The organism is Nonomuraea cypriaca (genome assembly GCF_015645445.1).
Classification (GTDB): Bacteria; Actinomycetota; Actinomycetes; order Streptosporangiales; family Streptosporangiaceae; genus Nonomuraea; species Nonomuraea cypriaca.
The window spans coordinates 1-21489 of the sequence record NZ_JADOGI010000013.1 but is presented as its reverse complement, the minus strand read 5'-3'; the positions used below and the strand labels follow the sequence as shown (position 1 = coordinate 21489).

The 21489-nt window shown below is 69.5% G+C and carries 21 protein-coding genes; 4 read left to right on the top strand and 17 right to left on the bottom strand.

What is annotated here, in order from left to right:
• Nucleotides 1–7: 7 nt before the first annotated feature.
• The 3 genes from ITP53_RS06505 (at nucleotide 8) to ITP53_RS06495 (ending at nucleotide 1900) form a co-directional block, all read left to right on the top strand.
• Nucleotides 8–604 (top strand): NADPH-dependent FMN reductase, encoded by a 597-nt coding sequence (locus ITP53_RS06505; protein WP_195894380.1) that lies wholly within the window; start codon nucleotides 8–10, stop codon nucleotides 602–604.
• A gap of 200 nt (nucleotides 605–804) precedes the next feature.
• Entirely contained in the window at nucleotides 805–960 is a 156-nt protein-coding gene (locus tag ITP53_RS06500) for a hypothetical protein (RefSeq protein ID WP_195894440.1), read from the top strand.
• Between the two features lie 88 nt (nucleotides 961–1048).
• Nucleotides 1049–1900 carry an alpha/beta fold hydrolase gene (locus ITP53_RS06495; protein WP_195894379.1) on the top strand — a complete coding sequence of 284 codons (852 nt, stop codon included), beginning with the start codon at nucleotides 1049–1051 and terminating at the stop codon, nucleotides 1898–1900.
• 56 nt (nucleotides 1901–1956) lie between these two features.
• Here the strand turns inward: ITP53_RS06495 and ITP53_RS06490 are convergent, their stop codons facing one another.
• The 11 genes from ITP53_RS06490 to ITP53_RS06440 all read right to left on the bottom strand — a co-directional run bounded on the left by ITP53_RS06490 (nucleotide 1957) and on the right by ITP53_RS06440 (nucleotide 13635).
• The gene (locus ITP53_RS06490; RefSeq protein WP_195894378.1) at nucleotides 1957–2181 is read right to left on the bottom strand and encodes a hypothetical protein; all 225 of its coding nucleotides are present in this window, start codon (nucleotides 2179–2181) and stop codon (nucleotides 1957–1959) included.
• A 66-nt stretch (nucleotides 2182–2247) separates the two neighbouring features.
• Nucleotides 2248–2733, bottom strand: a complete 486-nt coding sequence (locus tag ITP53_RS06485) for a GyrI-like domain-containing protein (protein ID WP_195894377.1) — start codon at nucleotides 2731–2733, stop codon at nucleotides 2248–2250.
• Nucleotides 2734–2758: 25 nt separating this feature from the next.
• On the bottom strand, nucleotides 2759–3667 hold the full coding sequence (locus tag ITP53_RS06480) for a sigma-70 family RNA polymerase sigma factor (RefSeq protein ID WP_328814146.1): 909 nt from the start codon (nucleotides 3665–3667) through the stop codon (nucleotides 2759–2761).
• Entirely contained in the window at nucleotides 3664–4482 is an 819-nt protein-coding gene (locus tag ITP53_RS06475) for a MerR family transcriptional regulator (RefSeq protein ID WP_195894375.1), read from the bottom strand. The genes ITP53_RS06480 and ITP53_RS06475 overlap by 4 nt, the downstream gene beginning before the upstream one ends.
• Before the next feature lie 123 nt (nucleotides 4483–4605).
• Nucleotides 4606–5415 carry a serine/threonine-protein kinase gene (locus ITP53_RS06470; protein ID WP_236050523.1) on the bottom strand — a complete coding sequence of 270 codons (810 nt, stop codon included), beginning with the start codon at nucleotides 5413–5415 and terminating at the stop codon, nucleotides 4606–4608.
• 204 nt (nucleotides 5416–5619) lie between these two features.
• Nucleotides 5620–9156, bottom strand: coding sequence for a protein kinase domain-containing protein (locus tag ITP53_RS06465; RefSeq protein WP_195894374.1), 3537 nt, complete (start codon nucleotides 9154–9156; stop codon nucleotides 5620–5622).
• 74 nt (nucleotides 9157–9230) lie between these two features.
• The gene (locus tag ITP53_RS06460) at nucleotides 9231–9842 is read right to left on the bottom strand and encodes a PH domain-containing protein (protein ID WP_195894373.1); all 612 of its coding nucleotides are present in this window, start codon (nucleotides 9840–9842) and stop codon (nucleotides 9231–9233) included.
• Complete coding sequence (locus ITP53_RS06455; RefSeq protein WP_195894372.1) at nucleotides 9839–10912, bottom strand: adenosine deaminase; 1074 nt, start codon at nucleotides 10910–10912, stop codon at nucleotides 9839–9841. Before ITP53_RS06455 ends, ITP53_RS06460 begins: the two co-directional genes overlap by 4 nt.
• A 60-nt stretch (nucleotides 10913–10972) precedes the next feature.
• Nucleotides 10973–11323, bottom strand: coding sequence for a cupin domain-containing protein (locus ITP53_RS06450; RefSeq protein ID WP_195894371.1), 351 nt, complete (start codon nucleotides 11321–11323; stop codon nucleotides 10973–10975).
• 205 nt (nucleotides 11324–11528) lie between these two features.
• Nucleotides 11529–12125 carry an AMIN-like domain-containing (lipo)protein gene (locus ITP53_RS06445; RefSeq protein WP_195894370.1) on the bottom strand — a complete coding sequence of 199 codons (597 nt, stop codon included), beginning with the start codon at nucleotides 12123–12125 and terminating at the stop codon, nucleotides 11529–11531.
• Between the two features lie 106 nt (nucleotides 12126–12231).
• A complete protein-coding gene (locus ITP53_RS06440; RefSeq protein WP_236050521.1) occupies nucleotides 12232–13635 on the bottom strand; it encodes an MFS transporter in 1404 nt (467 codons plus the stop codon).
• Nucleotides 13636–13722: 87 nt separating this feature from the next.
• Between ITP53_RS06440 and ITP53_RS06435 the strand changes: the two genes are divergently transcribed.
• Nucleotides 13723–14109, top strand: coding sequence for a MarR family winged helix-turn-helix transcriptional regulator (locus ITP53_RS06435; RefSeq protein ID WP_195894368.1), 387 nt, complete (start codon nucleotides 13723–13725; stop codon nucleotides 14107–14109).
• 57 nt (nucleotides 14110–14166) lie between these two features.
• Here the strand turns inward: ITP53_RS06435 and ITP53_RS06430 are convergent, their stop codons facing one another.
• The 6 genes from ITP53_RS06430 to ITP53_RS06405 form a co-directional block, all read right to left on the bottom strand.
• Complete coding sequence (locus tag ITP53_RS06430; RefSeq protein ID WP_195894367.1) at nucleotides 14167–15447, bottom strand: thymidine phosphorylase; 1281 nt, start codon at nucleotides 15445–15447, stop codon at nucleotides 14167–14169.
• Complete coding sequence (locus ITP53_RS06425; RefSeq protein ID WP_195894366.1) at nucleotides 15447–15842, bottom strand: cytidine deaminase; 396 nt, start codon at nucleotides 15840–15842, stop codon at nucleotides 15447–15449. Before ITP53_RS06425 ends, ITP53_RS06430 begins: the two co-directional genes overlap by 1 nt.
• Before the next feature lie 56 nt (nucleotides 15843–15898).
• Nucleotides 15899–17194 carry an ABC transporter permease gene (locus ITP53_RS06420; protein WP_195894365.1) on the bottom strand — a complete coding sequence of 432 codons (1296 nt, stop codon included), beginning with the start codon at nucleotides 17192–17194 and terminating at the stop codon, nucleotides 15899–15901.
• The gene (locus ITP53_RS06415; protein WP_195894364.1) at nucleotides 17191–18324 is read right to left on the bottom strand and encodes an ABC transporter permease; all 1134 of its coding nucleotides are present in this window, start codon (nucleotides 18322–18324) and stop codon (nucleotides 17191–17193) included. The genes ITP53_RS06420 and ITP53_RS06415 overlap by 4 nt, the downstream gene beginning before the upstream one ends.
• Nucleotides 18324–19931, bottom strand: coding sequence for an ABC transporter ATP-binding protein (locus ITP53_RS06410; protein ID WP_195894363.1), 1608 nt, complete (start codon nucleotides 19929–19931; stop codon nucleotides 18324–18326). Before ITP53_RS06410 ends, ITP53_RS06415 begins: the two co-directional genes overlap by 1 nt.
• Nucleotides 19932–20062: 131 nt before the next feature.
• On the bottom strand, nucleotides 20063–21127 hold the full coding sequence (locus tag ITP53_RS06405; RefSeq protein ID WP_195894362.1) for a BMP family lipoprotein: 1065 nt from the start codon (nucleotides 21125–21127) through the stop codon (nucleotides 20063–20065).
• Nucleotides 21128–21489 lie beyond the last annotated feature (362 nt).

Sequence of the window (21489 nt, the reverse complement as noted above, 5' to 3'; positions counted from 1 at the left end):
CCTCGCCATGCGTGAAAACAGCCCTGCCGAAACCCATGAACAGCTGCGGCTGGCTGTGATCGTCGGCAGCGTACGGAAGGTCGGCTTCGGCTCAAGCGTGGCGAGCTGGTTCGCGGGCCAGGCGGGTGAGCGTACCGATATGACGCTTGATGTCGTGTGTCTCGCCGAGATCTCGCTCCCGCTGGCGATGCCGGACCCCAGCGGCCCACCGGCCGCCGAGGGTGACCGCGCCCTGGCCGAGCTCACCCCGCGCCTGGCCGTGGCCGACGCCTTCGTCGTGATCACCCCTGAGTACAACCACAGCTTCCCCGCCGTGTTGAAGAACGCCATCGACCTGCACAGGAAGGAGTGGCAGGCCAAGCCGGTCGGGTTCGTCTCCTACGGAGGCATCTCCGGCGGCCTGCGCGCGGTCGAGCAGCTCCGGCTGGTCTTCGCCGAACTGCACGCGGTCACCATCCGGGACACCGTGAGCTTCCACAACGCCTGGAACGGGCCCGACGACCAGGCCGGCTGCGCGACCGCCGCGAAGACCCTGCTCGACCAGCTCGCCTGGTGGGCCTGGGCACTACGGAAAGCCAAGGCCGTACGGCCGTACGGCGCTTGAGGGCCCGCGAGCCACCAGCAGCGCGGCATGCCGTCCGCCGACTCCCTGAACGGGCGCGGTCTCGAAATAGTGCGCGCCCTTGCCGTACAGACGGGCTACCGCATTACACACGAGGCTCCGGAGGCAGGGGGAAAGATCGTGGCGCTGCGGGAGACGGCGTATAGCGGCGTGGAGTTGTCCGCACCCGGCAGCTTGGACCGGTGGACGATGAGCTCGCTCAGGTCGTGACCCCCGCCCTGCTGCGCGAGCTTGACGAGCAGGTGGAGCGGGTGGGGGAGGTGCTGGAGGGACGACCGCGCCTCACCATCGGCCCTGTGCCGGTGGGAGCTCTCACCAGGCTCCCTATCGCTCCCTAATATTCCCTACTATAGGGAGCGTTATGGAGCAATACACCATGGAGCAGGCGGCCAGGCGGCTGCGCATCATCGACTCGCAGGTGCGGCAGTGAGCGGCATCTACTCCTCGCCGGAGGGAGCGCGGGCAGTCGAGCACCGCTACCGGGAGTTGCTCGGCCGGTGGCCGGTGCCGAGCGAGCACGTGCGCGTGCCCACCGGGCAGGGCGAGACGTTCGTGCTGGTGTCTGGGCCGCAAGGCGCGCCGGCGGTGGTGCTCCTGCACGGGTCGGGGGCCAACAGCGCCATGTGGATGGGTGACGTCGCCGCTTGGGCGCGCCGGTTCCGGGTGTACGCGGTCGACGTGATCGGCGAGCCGGGGCTGAGCGCGCCGTCGCGGCCGTCGCTCGGCTCGGACGCGTACGCCGGATGGCTCGACGACGTGCTGGACGGGCTGGGCGTGCAGCGGGCCGCGATGGTGGGCGTTTCGCTGGGCGGGTGGCTGGCGGTCGACTACGCCACCCGGAGGACCCGGCGGGCCGAACGGCTCGCGCTGCTCTGCCCCAGCGGCATCGGCCGTCAGCGGTGGCTGCCGCTGCTGGGCGCGCTGCCGCTGATGGCGCTGGGCGACCGGGGCCGCCGCCGCGCCATGCGCCGCATCCTGGGCCCCGCCGCGGATGACGTCGGCGGTGACCTCGGCGCGTTCGCGTTGCTGATCAACAAGAGCTTCCGGCCGCGCCGCGGCACAATGCCGGTCTTCGGTGACGAGGCGTTGCGCGGGCTGGCCATACCGGTCCTGGCGATCGTCGGAGGTCGCGACGCCCTGCTCGACTCCCGGGACACGTGCCACCGCCTCGAACGACACGTCCCGCACGCCGACGTACGCCTCCTGCCCGACGCCGGGCACCTGCTCCCCGCCTGCACCCGAGAGATCATGGGCTTCCTGGAGACCGCTCATGCATGACGACAACGTCCACGTGCCGGCGCCCGACGGCCCGCTGTTGCGCGACGAGCGCGACCTCATCGGCGAGGCCTGAGGCACGGCTGGACCGCCGTGCCCGCAGAGGCCAGAGCCGTCCATGACCGCTCTATGCGCCGCAGCACGAGATCGCCGCGCCCGCGATCGATCTCCGGCATACCAGGCTCGACGAAGGACAGCCAGAACCGCAGGTGCGTGTCCGCCACGTGGTAGCGGCGTTCCCTCGAAGGACGGGTGGACAGCGGCACCTCCGCGAAGACAACCACGTTTGGTTGTACCAGATTTGGGACAACCAAACGTGGTTGCTTCGGGAAAGCCGCCGCCGAGGGGTTCTACGCGAGGCGGAACTGCAGATCCGTGTCCCAGTTGGCGGGGTCGGGCTCGATGGACGGGTCGGTGTTGTAGAGCTCCAGGCGGCAGCCCCAGTGCTCGGTCCCGTCCTTCTCCGTCATGTCCCAGGTCAGGCCCTGTTCCGCGCCCCACTTCACCAGCCCGTCGATGACGCCGAAGAGCTGGTCGGGGTGGCCGTGGTGGGAGACGGTGGCGTAGCGGCCGGCGGGCAGGGTGCCGGCGAAGATGTCGCCCTCGCCCTCCACCGGCGCGGTGACCGGCACTCCTGCCTCCACCACCAGCCGGTCTTCCGGCATGTTGATGGCGTCGTACCTCAGGAACGGGGCGCCGGCGGGGGTCGCGCCGCGTTCGGCGAGCCAGCCGAACAGCTCGCCGATGCGGTCGGCGACCACGCCGAAGGTGGTCATGGTGATGGTCGCGCGCACCCCGGCGTACGGACGCTCGGGCAACTCGATGATCTCTGGCATGTGATGTTCTCCTTCAACACGGACTTCAACCTTCAGTACGGAATGCGGGCGGCAAACTCATCGGCAGGCCGAAAAGCGGGAAGAGACCCGGGTCCAGGAAGGTCGTGGTGTCCTTGATGAGGCCATCGGCGATGTCCAGGACATCCAGGGCGAAGGGCTTGCCGTCGGCGTACTGGGCGAAGGCCGGGGAGCCGTTGGCCCGCACGGGCACGAGGCGGGCGCCGGCGCAGGGCGAGTCCGCGGCGAGCAGGACCGCGCGGATGCTCGCGCGCCCACGCAGCCACCACGTGAACGGCGGCATCGACATCGTCGCGTCCTCGTGCAGCAGCGCCACGAGCGTCTCGACGTCGTAGCGTTCGAATGCCGACACGTAGCGGGCCAGCAGGCTCTCGTCCACCTCCGCGGCCGGCGGGACCGGGGCGGGGAGCCTGGCCCGGGCGCGTTGCAGGGTGCTGTTGACCGACGTCACGGTGGTGGACAGGAGGGCGGCGGTCTCCGCGGCGGTCCACTTCAGCACGTCGCGCAGGATGAGTACGGCCCGTTGCCGGGGCGGGAGGTTCTGCAGGGCGGTCACGAAGGCGAGGCGGATCGTTTCCTTCGCCACGGCCTGGTCCGCCGGGTCGAGGGCACGGTCGTCGGGGATGGGATGGATCCATCTGTCCGGCGGGAGCGGCGGGCCCAGCTCGGCGCCGGGGGTCGCGGGAGAGGTGAGGTCCATGGCGCGGGCGCGGCGCTGCGGGCCTCTGAGCATGTCCAGGCAGATGTTCGTGGCCAGGTGGAACAGCCACGGGCGCAGCGGGCCGCGCCCGGTGTCGAAGGTACGCCACGCCCGCACGAACGTCTCCTGCACCGCGTCCTCCGCCTCGAATCCGGAGCCGAGCATGCGGTAGCAGTAGCCGGTCAGCTCCACCCGGTGCCGTTCCAGGTCCATCATGAGAGCGGCGTCACCTCGATCTGGAGCTCGGTCACCCATTCGTCCGGATTGTCCGGGCAGTGCAGGGAAATCTCCCTGGCCAGGTCGAGCGAGCGGTAGCCGTTCGCCTCGATCCAGTGGGCCAGCGCCTGGAACGTCTGCCCCACCTTCTCCATCGACCCGTGGTGGATGATCGTGGCCGCCGTCTCGACGGCGGGCAGGTCCACCACGTCGAAGTCGTGGTCGCCGTATGCCACCGCGGCCGGCAGGCAGGCGTGCACCATCACGGAGCCGTCGTCCTCCAGCCGGTAGTAGGCGACCCCGGGGCCCGTGACCTGCACCGAGGCCGCGTCCACCCGCCGGCAGAGCTCCTGGAACAGCGGCTGGATGACCGGGCTGATGTGCTCCGGCTCGTAGCCGGCCGCGCGGGCGCTGAGCTCCGCGACCCGGACCTGGTCCACCGGCTTGAGTACGACCTCGGCCGTGTCCATGTGCCCCTCCCTCTCGATCGTACGGAGTCGCGCCTCGACGCCCCGCAGCCTGGCCAGGTCCGCGCTGATCTGGGCCTCCAGTTGCGCGCGGCGCAGGCGTACCATGCCGTGCAGCTCCTCGGCGCCGACCTTCTCGTCGAGGATCGCCCGGACCTGCTCCAGTGTGAAGCCGAGGTCCTTGATCGCGACGATGCGGTTGAGCCTGGACAACTGCGCGGCCTGGTAGGACCGGTAGCCGGTGACCGGATCCACGTGCGCGGGGCGTAGCAGGCCGATGGCGTCGTAGTGGCGCAGCATGCGCACGGACACGAGCCCCAGCCTGGCGAAATCTCCGATGCTGAACATGTCGCCTCCCGGTCTAAGGCCTCACACGGTGTCAGGGTCAACCGCCGTCACTTCATGAGACGGCCTTCTGGAGGGCTCGACGGAAGTCGGCCGCGGAGGTGACGGTGATGCGGGGATGGTCGATCAGCGCTTCGTCGATGACGTCGGCGAGGCGACGGGGGATCGACGGGTCGCGTCGCCGGATGGGACGGCCGCTTGCTGGAGCACGGCCACGACGGGATCGGTGTTCGGCGGGAAATCGCGTGGCGTGGTGCCGGTCAGCATGCGGTACAGCGTGGCCGCGGTGGCCCAGACGTCGACCTCCGGCTTGGCGTACTTGTAGTCGACGAGCTGGGTGCGCGACATGTAGGCGACTGTGCCCGCCGCGGTCCCGGTGTGGGTGAGGCCGGACAGTCCGGCCTGGTCGAAGGCCTTGGCCAGGCCGAAGTCGCTGATCTTGGCAGTGTGGGGTCCTCCGGCGCCGGTGAGCAGCACGTTGGTGGGTTTGATGTCCCGGTGCACCAGTCCTCGCGGGCCGTCCTGAGGGAGTTCGGCGGTGTGGGCGTAGTGCAGGCCGTCGAGCATCTGAAGGGCGATGGAGACGGCCTCGTCCGGCGGCAGCGTGCCGCCGCGTGCGTCGAGCAGCTGCTGGAGGCTGCCGCCCGCGCAGAACTCACAGACCAGGTAGAAGCTGGCGCCGTAGGAACCGCCGTCATGGAACCTCACGATGTTGGGATGTCGCAGGACGCGGTTGGCAGCTATTTCGCGCAGGAAGGCCGTCCTGGCGTGGGGTTCGACCGCGACCTGGGCCAGCAGCACCTTCAAGGCCACCATCTCTCCCGTGTCCCGGCACCGGGCGAGGTGGACCACACCCTGCCCGCCCCGGCCGAGCTCGCCGACGACCTCGTAGCGGCGCAGGTCCGCCAGAGCCTCGTCTTCGCCCGCGCGGGACATCAGCCCCTGGACGAGGTCCTGCGGATTGTTCCTGCAGGAGGCGGCAGTGGTGCCGCGACACCTGCCTGTCGTCTTCTGGAAGCCTCGGCGAACAGTCGGAAGCGCGGCCGGCCACACAGGTCGTACGCTCCTCGAAGGAGAACTCGGCTCCTTTTGACGGGCCCGTCAGCACCGACAGCGTGACGGCGGCTCTCGCGGTTTCGCTCACGGCGCGCTCCGGGGGAAGTCGTACTCCCAATCCAGTTCCCAGACGTGGGTGACGCCATGGTTGTCGAGCGACGTGACGATGCGGCCGTTGCCGCTGATCGCGACGTCGTCGATGCTGCCGGAATGGCCCTCTAACGTGCGTAGGCAGGCGCCGGTGCCGAGGTCCCAGATCCGTACCAGGTTGTCGAAACCGCCGTTGACCGCGAAGCGCCCGTCAGAGCTGACGACGACGGCCCCGGTGAACAGGCCCGCTTCGCCGCCGACCGGTCGGCCGGTGCCCAGATCCCAGATCCGTGTCAAGCCGATGCCCACCGAGATGCCGGTCCTGCCGTCAGCGGAGCCGGCGACCTTCATGACGAAATGCTCATGGCCCGGCATCGTTTGGCGGCAGCGCCCGGTATCCACATCCCAGACGTGCACGGTCCCGTCCTCATGGCCCGACAGCAGCACGTTGCCGGCGCTGCTCAGGTCCAGGGCGCCGTTCCATCCTCCGCGGTGGTGTTCCGGCAGCACACGCAGGCAACGCCCGGCCGGGACGTCCCAGATTCGCGGGGCCCCGTCCTTCCCGTGGGAGACGGCATACCGTCCGTCGGCGCTGGTCCGCAGCAGATGGACGGGGCCTGTGTGGCCCTTGAGCTCCCGCAGGCACTCGCCGGTCTCCACGTCCCAGACGCGGATGGTCGCGTCCTCTCCGGTGGAGAACGCCAGGTGGCCGTCGGCGCTCAGTACCACCTCGTTCACCGCGCCGGTGTGGCCCCGCAGCACGTGGCGGCAACGCCCCGACTCCATCTCCCAGACCCGCACGGTGGCGTCCTCGCCCGCGGACACCATGATCCGGTCATCCGCGCTCAGAGCACAGACCGGGATGCGTCCGGTATGTCCCTGCCAGGTGCGGTGTCGCCGGCCACTGCCCAGGTCCCACACGTGGATGGTTCCGTCCGTGTCGGTGGTCAGCGCCCGCAAGCCGTCGCTGCTCAATGTGCGGGGCAGAGCGTGGTAATCCATGGCGGAGGCACCCAGGATGGGTGGGATGTCGCGGAGCCACACGTCGGACAGTGTGGTACGCCGTCCAGCCGATGCGACGTCCTGCCAACGGTCGAGCAGGACGCGATGCCGACGGTAACCGGGGACGGTCCGTGCCCGCCGTATCTCCTCGGCCGCGGTGGCGAACCGGCCTTCGGCCATCAGCTTCCCCGTACGGTCGAGGGCACGGCTCACCACCTCGCCCTCCCGGAGCCGGTCGGTGGCGGCGCGTGAGAGCGGATAGCTCCACGGGGCGGCCGGGCCCGGTGAAGGAAGCTCGATGAGCGTGACCTTCGCGGCACCGTCGCCGGTGAGTGCGAAGCGGCCATCGGCGCTCACGGCGACGTCCTTGCAGCGCTGCTGCCAGGTCCGCAGACATCGCCCTGTGGTCAGATCCCACAACTCGAGGGATTCCGAGGCGACGCAGACCGCGCGGCTCCCGTCGGCGTTCACCGCGAACTGGTAACCCGCACCACCGGGCCGGGTGACAGCGCACCGTTCCCTGCCGTCCGGCAGGTCCCACACCTGCACGCGTGCTTTGTGACCGAGCTCTTCCTGGGCCACGACCGTCCGGCCGTCGGCGCTGATCTTCGCCTTGAAGTAGCCTCCTTCGAAGGTTCGCAACACCTTGCCGGTACGCGTGTCCCACACGTGCGCGCCACCGTTCGGAGGGTTGACCGACACCGCCACCCGGCCGTCCCCGCTGACCGCCGACAAGTTGGCCAGACGTTCGCCGCCTGGGCCGGTCGTCACCGTTTCCACGCAGCGTCCGGTGGAGGTGTCCCAGACGCGGACGGTTCCGTTGCTCCATTCGCTCGACACGCTGATCACTGCTCGGCGGCCGTCCGCGGTCATCGAGACAGGGTGGGCACGGAGATCCGGGATGTCCTCGACCTGATCCACAAGGGTGCGGACCAGCCGGCCGGTGCGCAGGTCCCAGATCCGCGCGGGGCCGCGGATTTCGACAATGATCGCCTGGCCGGCCTTGGCGTCGATCACCAATCCGTTGACACCGTACTTGTCGTCCGTCACCGTCATGACGCGAAGGCAGTGGTGGCCGACGAGGTCCCACACCCGGATCGTGCCATCCCGGCCGGCGGAGACACCGGTCTGGCCGTCTGCGCTGATGGCGACCCACGTCACCCAGTCGGTGTGACCGGTGAGCACGCCAGGTGGGCCGGCTTGGGGGGTGCTCTCGGCCAGGTCCAGCGCGGTGACGATCTCAGGGCTACCTGGCGCGAGGCGAAGGGCGGCCCGCAACAGGTTACGCGCGGACTCCGTGTCACCGCGCTCCAGGTGCACGAGTCCCAGCAGGTAATCGCCCATCCAGTCCCCGGGATGAGTCGTGCGGACCCCCTCCAGATCATTGATCACCTGAGCGTCGGTCGACACCCCGGCACGCCACAGGTGCAGGCCACGGTTGTACGTCACGTGCGGGTTGTGCGGATCGATCTCGGCCGCCCGCCTCCACAGCGACTCGGCCTCACCGGTCCGCCCCAAGTCCAGCAGGGACAGGGCCTGATTGGACAGTTCGTCCGCGAGCCGCACCGCCGTCCTGGGCCGCTGCCGCGGGTACGGCTGCCCGATGACCTCGGCGTAGATCTCGGTCAGCTCGGCGGCCAGCGCGCCCATGTCCTTCGGCCGCTCCGCCTGGTCCCACGTGAAACAGCGCCGCATCAGCGACACCAGGCCGTCAGGCATGACCGGAACGGACGCGTCCCGCCCCTCGGCCGACGGCCCCGCCGAGACGAAGGCGGCGAACACCTCGGCCGCGGTCTGCCCGTACCGGCACGGCGGATGCCCGGCGAACATCTCCAGCACGGTCAACGCCCAGGACCACGTGTCGGTCGCCCGAGTGAGGTCCGCCCTCGGCCGGCCGGAGTCCTCGCTCCACGCCGCGGCCTCCGCCTGCTCAGGAGAACAGTAGGCGGGGGTCATCCCGCCGTACCCGGCCAGCACGCTCGCCCCTTGGGGGACGACGGTGCCCTCTCCCGCCGCCGCGCGTGCCCTGGCCAGACCAAAATCGGTGATCTTGGCCGTACCGTCGCCTGCCAGCAGCACGTTGGCGGGCTTGACGTCCTGGTGGACGATGCCGTGCCGGTGCGCGTGCCGCAGGCCCCACGCGGTCTGGACGGCGATGTCGAGGATGCGGCGCAGCGCCTCGCGGGGCCCGCCGGCGTAGAGGTGACCATCGCGTACGGCCTCGGCCAGGCTCCCCCCGTCCAGCCACTCCGCGAACACCCTGGGCACGCCGTCCAGCCTGCGTACGTACACACAGTTCACCGTGTGCGGGTGCTCACCCAGGCCCACCCAGGTAGCCGCCTCGGCCTCGAAGTCGCGCACCCCTTCGCCCGTGGCCACCAACTCGGGCCGGGGCGTCTTGACGGCCAACTCCACGTTCCACCCACGGTGCAGCACCCGGTGCACCAGCCCCATCCCACCGCTGCGGACCACGTCCCGGACCTCGTACAGACCCAGGACGACTTCGCCGACCCGCCACACGTCGTCCACCAGGCCCACTCCCGAAGTCCGCAGCCACAGACATCAAGGCCATACCATGCCCGGCCACGCTGTCAACGAGCCGGCTAGGGAACGACGATCGAGGCGACCACCAGCACGACCGCCGCCACCAGCACCGCGATGGAGTCGTAGGACCAGGTCACCCGGGCCGGCGCCGCCGCCTCGTCGCGGCGCCGGGCGGACTCGGCGCGCTCGCGGATCTGGTCGCCCACCCAGTCGGCGTGCGTCTTGCCGGCGAACGCCTCCGCCGCCGCCTGCTCACCCTTGCTCAGCGTGGGCTCGGTCGCGAACCGCCCCCGCTGCCGCTTGGGCATGGCCCGCCGCTGCGCCTTGGCCCGCTCGCGCGCGCTGCTCATCGGCGTCCAGAGCCGCAGCACCTGCTCCTCGCCGTAGCGGACGTTGATGGAGTGGGAGACCGTGACGTCGTCGACCGCGGCCCATGGCAGGAACGTCGTGCGGAACGGATTGCGCCCGAGCAGCCCCTCCTCGGTGAACACCGTCGCCGGCCGGAGCGCGACGGCGTAGACGATCGCGGTCAGCGCCCCGAGCACAGCCAGCGCCACCACCGACGGCTTGCCGTTGAAGTGGACGATCAGGTCCCACACGTTGAAGGCGACGAACACCAGCCACACCCACGCGAGGACGAACGCGGTCTTGGAGCGGTAGGTCTGCTTCACTGTCGCCACTTGAGTTGCGCGAACCCTGGCTTGATCACACCGTTGATCAGCGCCAGCCGCTCGTCGAAGGGGATGAACGCCGACTTCATCGCGTTGACCGCGAACCACTGCAGGTCGTCCCAGTCGTAGCCGAACGCCTCGACCAGCTTGGCGAACTCCAGCGACACGTTGGTCGCGCTCATCAGCCGGTTGTCGGTGTTGACCGTGACCCTGAAGTGCAGCCGCCGCAGCAGCCCGATCGGGTGCTCGGCGATGGACGCCGCGGCCCCGGTCTGCAGGTTGGAGGTGGGGCACATCTCCAGCGGGATCCGCTTGTCCCGAACGTACGCGGCCAGCCGGCCCAGCTTGGCCGACCCGTCGCCGGCCACCGAGATGTCGTCGATGATGCGCACCCCGTGGCCCAGCCGGTCGGCGCCGCACCACTGGATCGCCTGCCAGATCGACGGCAACCCGAACGCCTCGCCCGCGTGGATGGTGAAGTGGGCGTTTTCCCGCTGCAGGTATTCGAACGCGTCGAGGTGGCGCGTGGGCGGGTAGCCCGCCTCGGCCCCCGCGATGTCGAACCCCACCACGCCGACGTCCCGGTAGCGCACCGCAAGCTCGGCGATCTCCATGGACCGCGCCTGGTGCCGCATGGCCGTCAGCAGCGTGCCGACCCTGATGCCGCGCCCCTCCGAGCCCTGCCTGAACCCGTCGAGCACCGCCGTGACCACCTCGTCCAGGCTCAGCCCCGTGGTGGTGTGCTGCTCGGGCGCGAACCGCACCTCCGCGTAGACCACGCCGTCAGCGGCCAGGTCCTGGGCGCACTCGGCGGCCACGCGGACGAGCGACTCGCGCGTCTGCATCACCCCGACCGTGTGCTCGAACGTCTCCAGATAGCGCTCGAGCGATCCGGAATCCGACGCCTCCTCGAACCACTGGCGCAGGTTGCCGGCGTCCTTGGTGGGCAGCCGACCGTAACCGGTCTCCCGTGCCAGCTCGACGATCGTCTCGGCGCGGAGACCGCCGTCGAGGTGATCGTGCAGCAACACCTTGGGAGCCCGCCGGATGTCGTCAAGCGTGGGGCTCATCTCGCCATGATATGAGCAGCACGTCACGCCCCGGATACGGCGCGGCCGAATCCGTCCGGCTCAGTCGCGGCCCGCGGCATCCGGGGAGAAGGCGGGAAGGCATACGGCGACGTAATCCGCCCCCTCGGGGCCCACGCTGTAGCGGACCTTCTCCCCCGGTGACGTCACCACCGACTGCCCCGCCGCGACCTCGGTCGTGCCCTCCGCGTGCTCCACCATCAGCGTGCCACGCAGGACCACGGTGTACTCCGCGAACGACGGCGTCTGAGCCGGCTCCTCCCACCCCGGCGGCGCCACCATGCGAGCGATGGAGATCTCCTCGTCACCACTGCTGACCCGACCGACGTGCTCATCAATGACCTTGCCACCGGGCACAGGAATTCGGGCCGGACCCTCAATTTTTCTCACCACGGTAGCCACGCTAGTGGCTACCAGACCTGCGGTTCCCCGCAGGTCTTCCAAGACAAAAAATTCTTCCGCTGTTTCGGGGTATGCGGGGTGCCCCCGCAGGATGGGTGCCCCCGCAGGTCTTCCAAAGAAAAAACTTCCGCTGTTTCGGGGTATGCGGGGTGCCCCCGCAGGATGGGTGCCCCCGCAGGATGGGTGTGCCCGCAGGTTAGTGGGCCACGTCTAGTATGAGCCTGTTGTCCAGCTCCTTGACCTGGAACGGCGCCTTCTTGGCCAGTGCCAGGCCGATGCCGACGCGGCCCTCGAAGTCGCCCGTCCTGACGACGCTGGTGAGGTTGCCCAGGTCCGCCTGGTAGATGAGACCGTCACCCCAGGTGGGCTCGCCCTCCTCGTCGTGGGCGTTGGCCGGGAAGAGCGTGAGCAGAAGGTACGCACCTGCGTGGACGTCCATCGGCTTACCAGAACCGTCCTCCACGAACTGGTCCACCCATTTGACGTTGTATCCGGGGATGCCGCCCTCGAGGTCGACGACCAGGCGATCGTAGGTGTCGTGGGCGGCGTACCGGACGCCCGTCACGAGTGCGGGCTCGACACCCTCACGCGGCACGTCCACCTCGGCGGTGCTCGTCGGGGTGTCCTTATCATGCGTGGCCGAGCTCGCGGACGGCGTCCCCGGCAGAGCGCTCTGCGTGCCCTGACCACAGGCGCCGAGCACGGCGAGACAGCCGGCCAGGGCGACCACCTGGACGTGCCGCCGTACGGACCCGGACGAGGACCAGCCGCTGGGCGCGGATGATGGGCGCATGCCCGGTAGATGCCCAGCCCACGGGCCTGCGAAGCGGCGTCGCAACGGATCGGCATGCAACCTGGAGCCCTGAGGAGAAGAGGGCCCCGAGCGGGGCCCTCCTCGGTCAGACGGTCTCGTAGACCTGTACATCTTCGGCGGGAACGGCCTTGCGGGCGCGCAGCCCGGTCGCCGAGATCGCCAGCCCGACCAGCGCCAGCACCAGCGACACCACGATCGCCGCGCGCAGCGAGCCGATCGAGAGCGTCTCGCCGCCGCCCGAGGTGAGCACGGCGGTGACCACGGCCAGCACGATCGCGCCGCCCACCTGGCCGGAGGTGTTGAGCAGCCCGGAGGCCAGGCCCTGCTCGTCGTCGTGCACGCCGTTGGTGGCCTGGATGTTCAGCGCGGGGAACGACAGCGCGAACGCGATGCCCAGCAGGATCATGCCGGGGATCACCATCACGCCCAGGCTCGGCGTGCGGTCGATGCCGAGGAAGACGGCGTACCCGCCGGCCAGGGCCGCCGCGCCGATGACGATCAGCTTGCCGGTGCCGAACCTGTCCGCGAAGTCGCCCATCTTGGTCGAGGTGACCGCGACGAGCACGCCGGCGGGCAGGAACGCCATGGCCGTGGCCAGGGCCGACCAGCCCAGGAGGTTCTGGAAGTACTGCATGGCCACGAACTGGAACGCCACGTACGAGCCCATGAGGATCACCAGCCCCAGGTTGGCCCGCACGATGTGGCCGGAGCGCAGGATGCCGAGGCGTACCAGCGGGTGCCTCAGCCGCGACTCGACGAAGACGAACAACGCGAGCATCGCCGCGACGGCCGCCAGCGAGCCGATCGTCCGCACCGAGACCCAGCCTGCCTCCGGCGCCTGCACGACGGTGAAGACCAGCAGCAGCATCGAGGCGCTGATCAGCACCGCGCCCACCAGGTCATGACCGCCCTCGGCGCGCTCCTCCCGGCCGCGCGGCAGCACCCCGAGCGCGGCGACCAGCGCGATGACCGCGACGGGCACCGGCATGAGCAACGTCCACCGCCAGCCGATCTCGGTCAGCAGGCCGGACAGCACCAGTCCGAGCGAGTAACCGCTGGCGCCGGAGGCGGTGAAGACGCTCAGCGCCTTGTTGCGCTCCGGCCCTTCGGGAAACGTGGTCGTGATGATCGACAACGCCGCCGGTGCGGTGAACGCGGCGGCCACGCCCTTCACGAACCGGGCGGCGATCAGCAGCCCGCCGTCGTCCACGACGCCACCGAGCAACGACGCCACGGCGAACACACCCAGCGCGACCAGGAACACCCTGCGCCGCCCGAGCAGATCGGCGGTCCTGCCCCCGAGCAACAGAAGACCGCCGTAGCCCAGCACGTAGCCGCTGACCACCCACTGCAAGGAAGACGTGCTCAAACCAAGGTCGTGCTGGATGGCCGGCAGGGCGACGCCGACCATCGAGACATCCAACGCGTCAAGGAATATCACTGCGCAGAGCACGGCGAGCGCGCCCCAACGGGATGAAGAAGAGGACATGAGCCAGAACAATACATGCCCCCGCATTTAATGCAAGTGCACTTAATGCTGTTGCATGAGATTTAGCGGGATGGTAACCTCCGCGACATGGACGAGCAGTTCGTGATCGACACCTGGCATTACGTCCTGGCCAAACACGCCAAGGCCATGTGCGCGCTGGAGCGCGAACTCGGCGATCGGCACGGGCTGGGACCGAGCGAGTTCGAGGTGCTGGACAGGATCGTCCATCACGACAGGCAGCTGCGGATCCAGGAGCTCTGCGACGAGGTCCATCTGAGCCAGAGCGCCCTGTCGCGCGTGGTGGCCCGCCTGGAGAAGGCCGAGCTCGTCGCGCGCTGCGTCTGCGCTTCCGACCGGCGCGGGGTGTTCGTCGAGATCACCGACGACGGCCGGGCACGGCACGCCGAGGCGCTCCCGACCCAGCGCGCCGTCCTGGCGGACGTCTTCGCCGACGCCCCAGCCCTCGCCACCTAGCCGACACCCGCCATCGCCCCTGAGCCCGCGAAGCGTCGGGGTACGTCGGCGCGCGGGTTACGGCGCGGTGATGCGGTCCATGATCAGCGGCAACCCGTCCTCGGTGGCCGGGCCGACCGCGTAGCCGCCCTCCAGCGCCTCCAGCGCGCGCTCGAATCGCGATGTCTCGTCCGCGTGCAGAGTCAGCAGCGGCTGCCCCGCACGTACCAGATCACCGGGCTTGGCGTGCAGCGTGACACCGGCCCCGAACGACACGGGGTCCTCCTTGCGCGCCCGACCGGCGCCGAGCCGCCAGGCGGCCAGCCCCACCGCGTACGCGTCCAGCCTGGCCAGCACCCCGGCCGACGGCGCCTCGACGGTCATGGTCTCGGCCGCCCGGGGCAGCAGGGCGTCGGGGTCCCCGCCCTGCGCGGTGATCATACGCCGCCACGCGTCCATGGCGGACCCGTCCCGCAGCGCCTTGGCCGGCTCCTTGGCGGCGGAGATCCCGGCGGCCGCCAGCATCTCCTCCGCCAGCCGTACGGTGAGCTCCACCACGTCGGCGGGCCCGCCACCGGCGAGCACCTCGACGGCCTCCTCGACCTCCAGCGCGTTGCCCACGGCCCGCCCAAGCGGCCGGTCCATCGCCGTCAGCAGCGCCACCGTGCGCACCCCGGCGTCCGTCCCGAGCGCCACCATGGTCTCGGCCAGCTCCCGAGCCGTCTCGGGCGTCTTCATGAACGCCCCCGAGCCCACCTTCACGTCGAGTACGAGGGACCCGGTGCCCTCGGCGATCTTCTTCGACATGATCGACGACGCGATCAGCGGGATCGACTCGACGGTGCCGGTGACGTCGCGCAGGGCGTACAGCTTCTTGTCGGCGGGCGCGAGCCCGGACCCGGCGGCGCAGACGACCGCGCCCGCCGAGCGCAGGACGTGCAGCATCTCGTCGTTGGACAACGACGCCCGCCAGCCGGGGATGGACTCCAGCTTGTCGAGGGTGCCGCCGGTGTGCCCGAGGCCGCGGCCCGACAACTGCGGCACGTACGCCCCACAGGCCGCGACCAGCGGAGCCAGCGGCAGAGTGATCTTGTCGCCGACGCCGCCCGTCGAGTGCTTGTCGGCCGTCGGCCGGTCCAGCATCGACCAGTCCATGCGTTCGCCGGAGCGGATCATGGCCTGGGTCCAGGCGGCGATCTCGCGCCGATCCATGCCGTTGAGCAGGATGGCCATGGCCAGCGCGGACATCTGCTCGTCGGCCACCTCGCCCCGCGTGTACGCGTCGATCACCCAGTCGATCTGCGCCGGGGTCAGCTCCCTGCCGTCGCGCTTGGCGCGGATGACCTCGATGGCGTCCATCACGTGCTCCTGCTGATGTCGCCGGGACCGAACGCGTGCGGCAGGATCTCGGCCATCGGCTTCGGCCCGTCAACGGTCTCGACCAGCAGGTCGTCGCCGCCGAACTCGTACAGGAGCTGGCGGCAGCGCCCGCACGGCATCAGCAGCTCGCCGTGGCCGTCCACGCAGGTGAAGGCCACCAGCCGGCCGCCGCCCGACACCTGCAGCGCCGACACCAGCCCGCACTCGGCGCACAGGCCGAGGCCGTAGGAGGCGTTCTCGACGTTGCAGCCGGTGACCACCCGGCCGTCGTCGACGAGCGCCGCCGCCCCCACGGGAAACTTGGAATACGGCGCGTACGCGTACCGCATGGCGTCCGCCGCTGCGGCCCGCAACTGGTCCCAGTCAATACTCAATGCTCTCTCACTCAACGCTCTGTCACTCAACGCTCTGTCACTCAATGCTCTGTCACTCAATGCTCTTCCCCCCGGCGATAGCTCACGCCGTCCGCCTTGGGCATCCGCAGCCGCTGCGAAGCCACCAGGAGCACGAGCAGTGTGAGCACGTGTGGCGTGATGAAGACGAATTCGTTCGGCAGCCGCTCGACGGTCAGCCAGAGCCAGAACAGCACGACCATGCCCGCGGTGGCGCCGGCCATCAGGGTGTAATCCCTGGTGCTCCTGACCACCATCTCGGCCGGCTGACTGGACGACAGCATCCGGCGGATCCTGATCGCCAGATAGCAGAGCAACAGCACCGCGCCGAACAGGAGGAACGATGTGACCGCCCCCGAGCTGCGCAGTTGCAGGCCGTCGGCGTAACCGAACAGCGACGCGCCGGCCGCGAGACCGCCGGGGCGCCAGTTTCCGAAGATCATGGCTGCCAGGCCGATGAAGCCACGACCCGCCGTCTGACCCTCGACGTACTTCGTGGAGACGAAGACCAGGAACACGCCGCCAAGGCCGGCGAACGCGCCGGAGATGACGACGGCGACGTACTTGATCAGGTAGACGTTCACGCCCAGCGACTCGGCCGCCCACGGGTTCTCGCCCGCGGAGCGCAGCCGCAGGCCGAAGGCCGTGCGCCAGAGCACGAAGAACGTCAGCGGGAGCATCAGCACGGCGAGGACGACCAGGATGTTCACGTCGTGCGTGAGCCCGCGCAGGATGCCCGCCAGGTCGGAGAGCAGGAACCAGTGGGTCTGTTCCAGGCTGCCCAGCCAGTCGGGCCCGGACGAGAGCAGCGGCAGGCTGATCTCGGGGGCCTCCGACGACAGCGGCGGCGAGGTGGTGATGCCGGCGCCCGCCTGGTTCGCCGCGCTGCCCTCCTTGAACAGCACCTCCGACAGGAAGCGCGTGACGCCGGGGCCGAGCAGGTTGATGGCCACACCGCTGATGATGTGGTCGACGCCGAACGACACGGTGGCGATGGCGTGGATGAGGCCGCCGAGCGCCCCGCCGACCAGACCGGCGAGCAACGCGGCCACGGGACCCCACTGGTATCCGGCCCAGCCGGCGAACCAGGTGCCCATGACCATCATGCCTTCGAGGCCGATGTTCACCACGCCCGCGCGCTCGGCCCACAGGCCGCCGAGCCCGGCCAGGCCGATGGGCACCGACAGCAGCAGCGCGGCGGCGAACGTGCCGGAGGAGGTGATGTCGTTCTGCCCGGACACGATGCGTACCAGCGACATGAGCACGATCAGGAGCGCGACCGCGATGAGCGTCAGGTGGTATTTGCGCACCCGGGTGGTGGGGACGACGGTCATGCTGCCACCTCAACGTTCCTGCCGAGCTCCTGCGCGGCCCGCCGCTCCTCGCGGCGTAGCGCGAGCCTGCTGGTGATCTCGTTGGCGATGACCACGAGGATGACGATCGCACCCTGCATGATCATGATGACCGACGGGGGCACGTTGGCGAACTGCAACGGCCCCTGCGCGCGTTCGAGGAAGCCGAACAGCAGCGCGGCGATCGCGATCCCGAGGGGTTTGTTCCTGCCCAGCAGGGCCACCGCGATGCCGAGGAAGCCCAGTCCCGGTGTGAAGTTGGAGCCGAAGCTGTGCCGGTCACCGAGGATCTCGGGGATCCCGATGAGGCCGGCGATGGCGCCGGACATCACCATCGCCGAGATGACCATCCTCTTCGGACCGACTCCCGAGGCCAGGGCGGCCGAGGGGTTGAGCCCGCTGGCCCTGACGTTGAACCCGAACCGGGTGCGCTCCAGGATCACCCAGACCGCCACGCCCAGCACGATCGCCACGCTCAGGAAACCCCACAGCCCGCCGCCGCGCGGCGCGGGCAACCCGAACATCTCGAACAGGACGTTGAGGTTGGGGAACCAGCCCGACTCCGGCAGCGGCGGCGTGCTGGTGGTGAGCTGCCCTTCTGCCCGCTCGCCTGCGAAGGGCCCGCGTACGAGGTAGGCCGCCAGATTGATGGCGATATAGTTGAGCATGATCGTGGAGATGACCTCGTTCACCCCCCTGCCGACCTTCATCAGCGCGGGGATCAGCGCGTAGAGGCCGCCCACGGCCATCGCCACCACGATGATGACCAGGATCTGGATCGGCGCGGGCGCGGTGAACTGCGAGCCGACGAAGGCCGCGCAGATGGCCGCGATGCGGTACTGGCCCTCCACGCCGATGTTGAAGAGGTTCATCCGGAAGCCGACCGCCACCGCCAGGCCGGCGATGAACAGCGGCACAGAACGGTTGATCATGGTGGCGACGCCGGTGACCACGGCCCGCTCGTTGGCGCCGAAGTCGAAGAAGGCGGCGAACGCGGCCTGCGGGCTGGCCCCCGCCGTGATGATCGCCACGCTGGAGATCACGACCGCCAGGATGATGGCGGCCAGCGCGCCTGCGACCGTCAGCAGCGCCCGATAGAGCCCTGCGGGCATCACGTCTCCTCAGTGCCGGTGATGGCACCGGTCATGTAGCCGCCCAACCGCTCGGGCGTGATGTCGGAAGGGTCGAGCTCGGCCACGAGCCGCCCGCGCAGGATCACCCGCAACGTGTCGGACAACCCGATCAGCTCGTCCAGGTCGGCGGAGACCAGCAGCACGGCCAGCCCGGCGGCCCTGGCGGCGCGCAGGTGGTCCCAGATGGCCGCCTGCGCGCCCACGTCCACGCCGCGGGTGGGGTGCGCGGCGATGAGGAACCTGGGCTCGCCGCTCATCTCGCGGCCCACGATCAGTTTCTGCTGGTTGCCACCTGACAGGGCCAGGGCCAGGGTGTCGACGCTCGGTGTGCGGACGTCGTACGCCTTGACGATGCGTTCGGTGTCGGCCTTGGCGGCCCGTCTGTCGACCCAGATGCCCCGGCGGACCGGCGGTCTGGTCTGGTGACCGAGCACGCGGTTCTCCCAGAGCGAGCCCTCCAGCAGCAGGCCCTGGCGGTGCCGGTCCTCCGGGATGTAGCCCATGCCGGCCTCGCGGCGCCGCAGCGTGGACCAGGGGCTGATGTCCTCGCCGCGCAGCGAGATCTCGCCGTGGGCGGGGCGCATGCCCATGATCGCCTCGATCAGCTCGGTCTGGCCGTTGCCCTCGACCCCCGCGATGCCGAGGATCTCGCCCGCGCGGATCTCGAACGACACGTCCTCCAGCAGCAGCCGCTCGCCCTCGGCGCGCAGCCGGTCGACGTAGAGCCCGACGGAGGTGCCCTTGGGCACCGGACGGTAGCCGCTCGCCTCCATGGTCAGCCCGGACACCTTGAGCGTCACGGTGTCGGTCACCGTGGACTCGCGGGTCTCGGGCTTGGGCAGCTCGCTGCCGACCATGAGCTCGGCGAGCTGCCGCGCGGTGACCTCGCGAGGGTCGACGCTGGCGACCGTGGTGCCGCGCCGGATCACGGTGATCGCGTCGGCGATGCTGAGCACCTCGTCCAGCTTGTGCGAGATGAAGATGACCGTGAGGCCCTCGGCCTTGAGCTCGCGCAGGTTGTCGAAGAGCTCCTCGACCTCCTGCGGTACGAGCACCGCGGTCGGCTCGTCAAGGATGAGGATGCGCGCCCCGCGATACAGGACCTTGAGGATCTCCACCCGCTGACGGTCGCCGACGCCGAGGTCCTCCACGAGCCTGTCGGGATCGACGCGCAGCCCGTGGGTGGTGGCCAGCTCCGTGATTCGGGCGCGGGCCCCCGCCGTGTCGAGCGCGCCGTGCTTCCTCGGCTCCGCGCCGAGGACGATGTTCTCCAGCACGGTGAAGTTGTCGGCCAGCATGAAGTGCTGGTGGACCATGCCGATGCCGGCGTCGATGGCGTCGCTCGGCGTGCGGAAGCCGACCTCACTGCCGTTGATCCTGATCGTGCCCTCGTCCGGCTTCTGCATGCCGTAGAGGATCTTCATCAGGGTGGATTTGCCCGCGCCGTTCTCCCCGACTATGGCGTGCACCGTGCCGGGTTGGACGGTGATCCTGATGTCGTGGTTCGCGACGACGCCTGGAAAGCGCTTGGTGATGCCCTCCAGCTCAACGGCGGGTTTCGCCGTGGCGAGGGTGTCCGAGCTCATCGGGGGTCACTCACCGTTCCTCGTGCGTCGGTTTCGCTCCGAGCTCATCTGCCTCTCCCAGAGCCCGGCGAAATAGACCGAAGGCCCGAAGTTGTCGGACTCCGGGCCCTCAGCGGATGTTCTTACCCAGGTTACGGCTTGGCTGGAACCGTGATTTTGCCGTCGATGATGTCCTTCTTGACCGCGTCGAGCTTCTCCTTGAGATCATCGATCCCACCACCGGTGGTGGACAGCCCCACGCCGTCGACCTTGAGGTCGTAGACGACGTTGGTGCCACCCTTGGCACCACCCTGGATGCTCTTGACGTACTCGAACACGCCGACGTCGACGCGCTTGAGCATGGACGTCATGATGACCGGCTGCAGCGCGGCGTCCTTGACGGTCTCATACTGGTCGGAGTCGACGCCGATGGCCAGTTTCCCGGCCGCGGCCGCCGCCTGGAACACGCCGAGGCCGGAGTCGCCTGAGGCGTGGTAGACGATCTCGGCGCCGTCCTGGTACATCTTCTCGGCGGCCAGCTTGCCCTTGTCGGGCGAGCGGAAGCCGCTGGACTCGCCGTCGGGGCTCAGGTACGTGACGTCGACCGTGGCGTCCGGCTTCACCGACTTGACGCCCGCGACGTAACCGGCCTCGAACTTCTTGATCAGCTCGCTCTCGACGCCGCCGACGAAGCCCAGGTGGTCGGACTCGGCCTTGGTGGCGGCGGCGACGCCGGCGAGGTAGGACCCCTGCTCCTCGGCGAACAGCAGCCCGGTGACGTTGGGCGCGTTGGAGGCCGAGTCGACGATGGCGAACTCGATCTCGGGGTATTCGGTGGCGACCTTCTTGATGTCCTCGCCGTAGAGGAAGCCCACCCCGATGATGGGGTTGTAGCCGGCGTCGGCGAGTTGGCGCAGCAGCTCGCCGCGGTTGGAGCCGTCGGCTGCCGGGCTGAGCTCCTTGATGTCGGCGCCGAGGTCCGTCTTGGCCTTCTCGAGCCCCGCGTAGGCGGCGTCGTTGAACGACTTGTCGCCGCGTCCGCCGATGTCGAACGCGAGCCCGACCTTGAGTGCGCCCTGCGCCGCGCTGCTCGCGCCGCCGGTCGGCGCCTCGCTGGCCGTGGTGCCCCCACCGCTGCCGCCGCAGGCGGCTACTGCCATGAGCATGACGCCGGCCATCGAGCCGACCGCCATCCTGCTGAATCGCTTGCCGAGCAAGGCGACTCCCTTCCATTTCCCCGCCGTCGAACTTCATCGCAGGCGCGAAGAAACGTACGGCACCTGCACGGAAGATAGTTGCTTGACCAGGGCCAACCAAACTGGCGCACAGGGTCGCAACCGCTCCGTTATCGACACAAGTCGCGTCTGTGACCTGAGCTTCGCTTCAGGGTCTCGTCTCGTACGTGGAAAGTTTTGCCCAACTTTGGGGCGCCATCACCTCTTGCCGAGAGCTCGATCTTGGCAGAGATTCCGACCATTGGTGCAACTCTCGTATCGGAGCCCGCATGCAGCCCTGGAAGGCATTGGCCGTACCACTGGCCACGCTACTCCTAGCGACCCTGACCGCCACCCCACCCGCC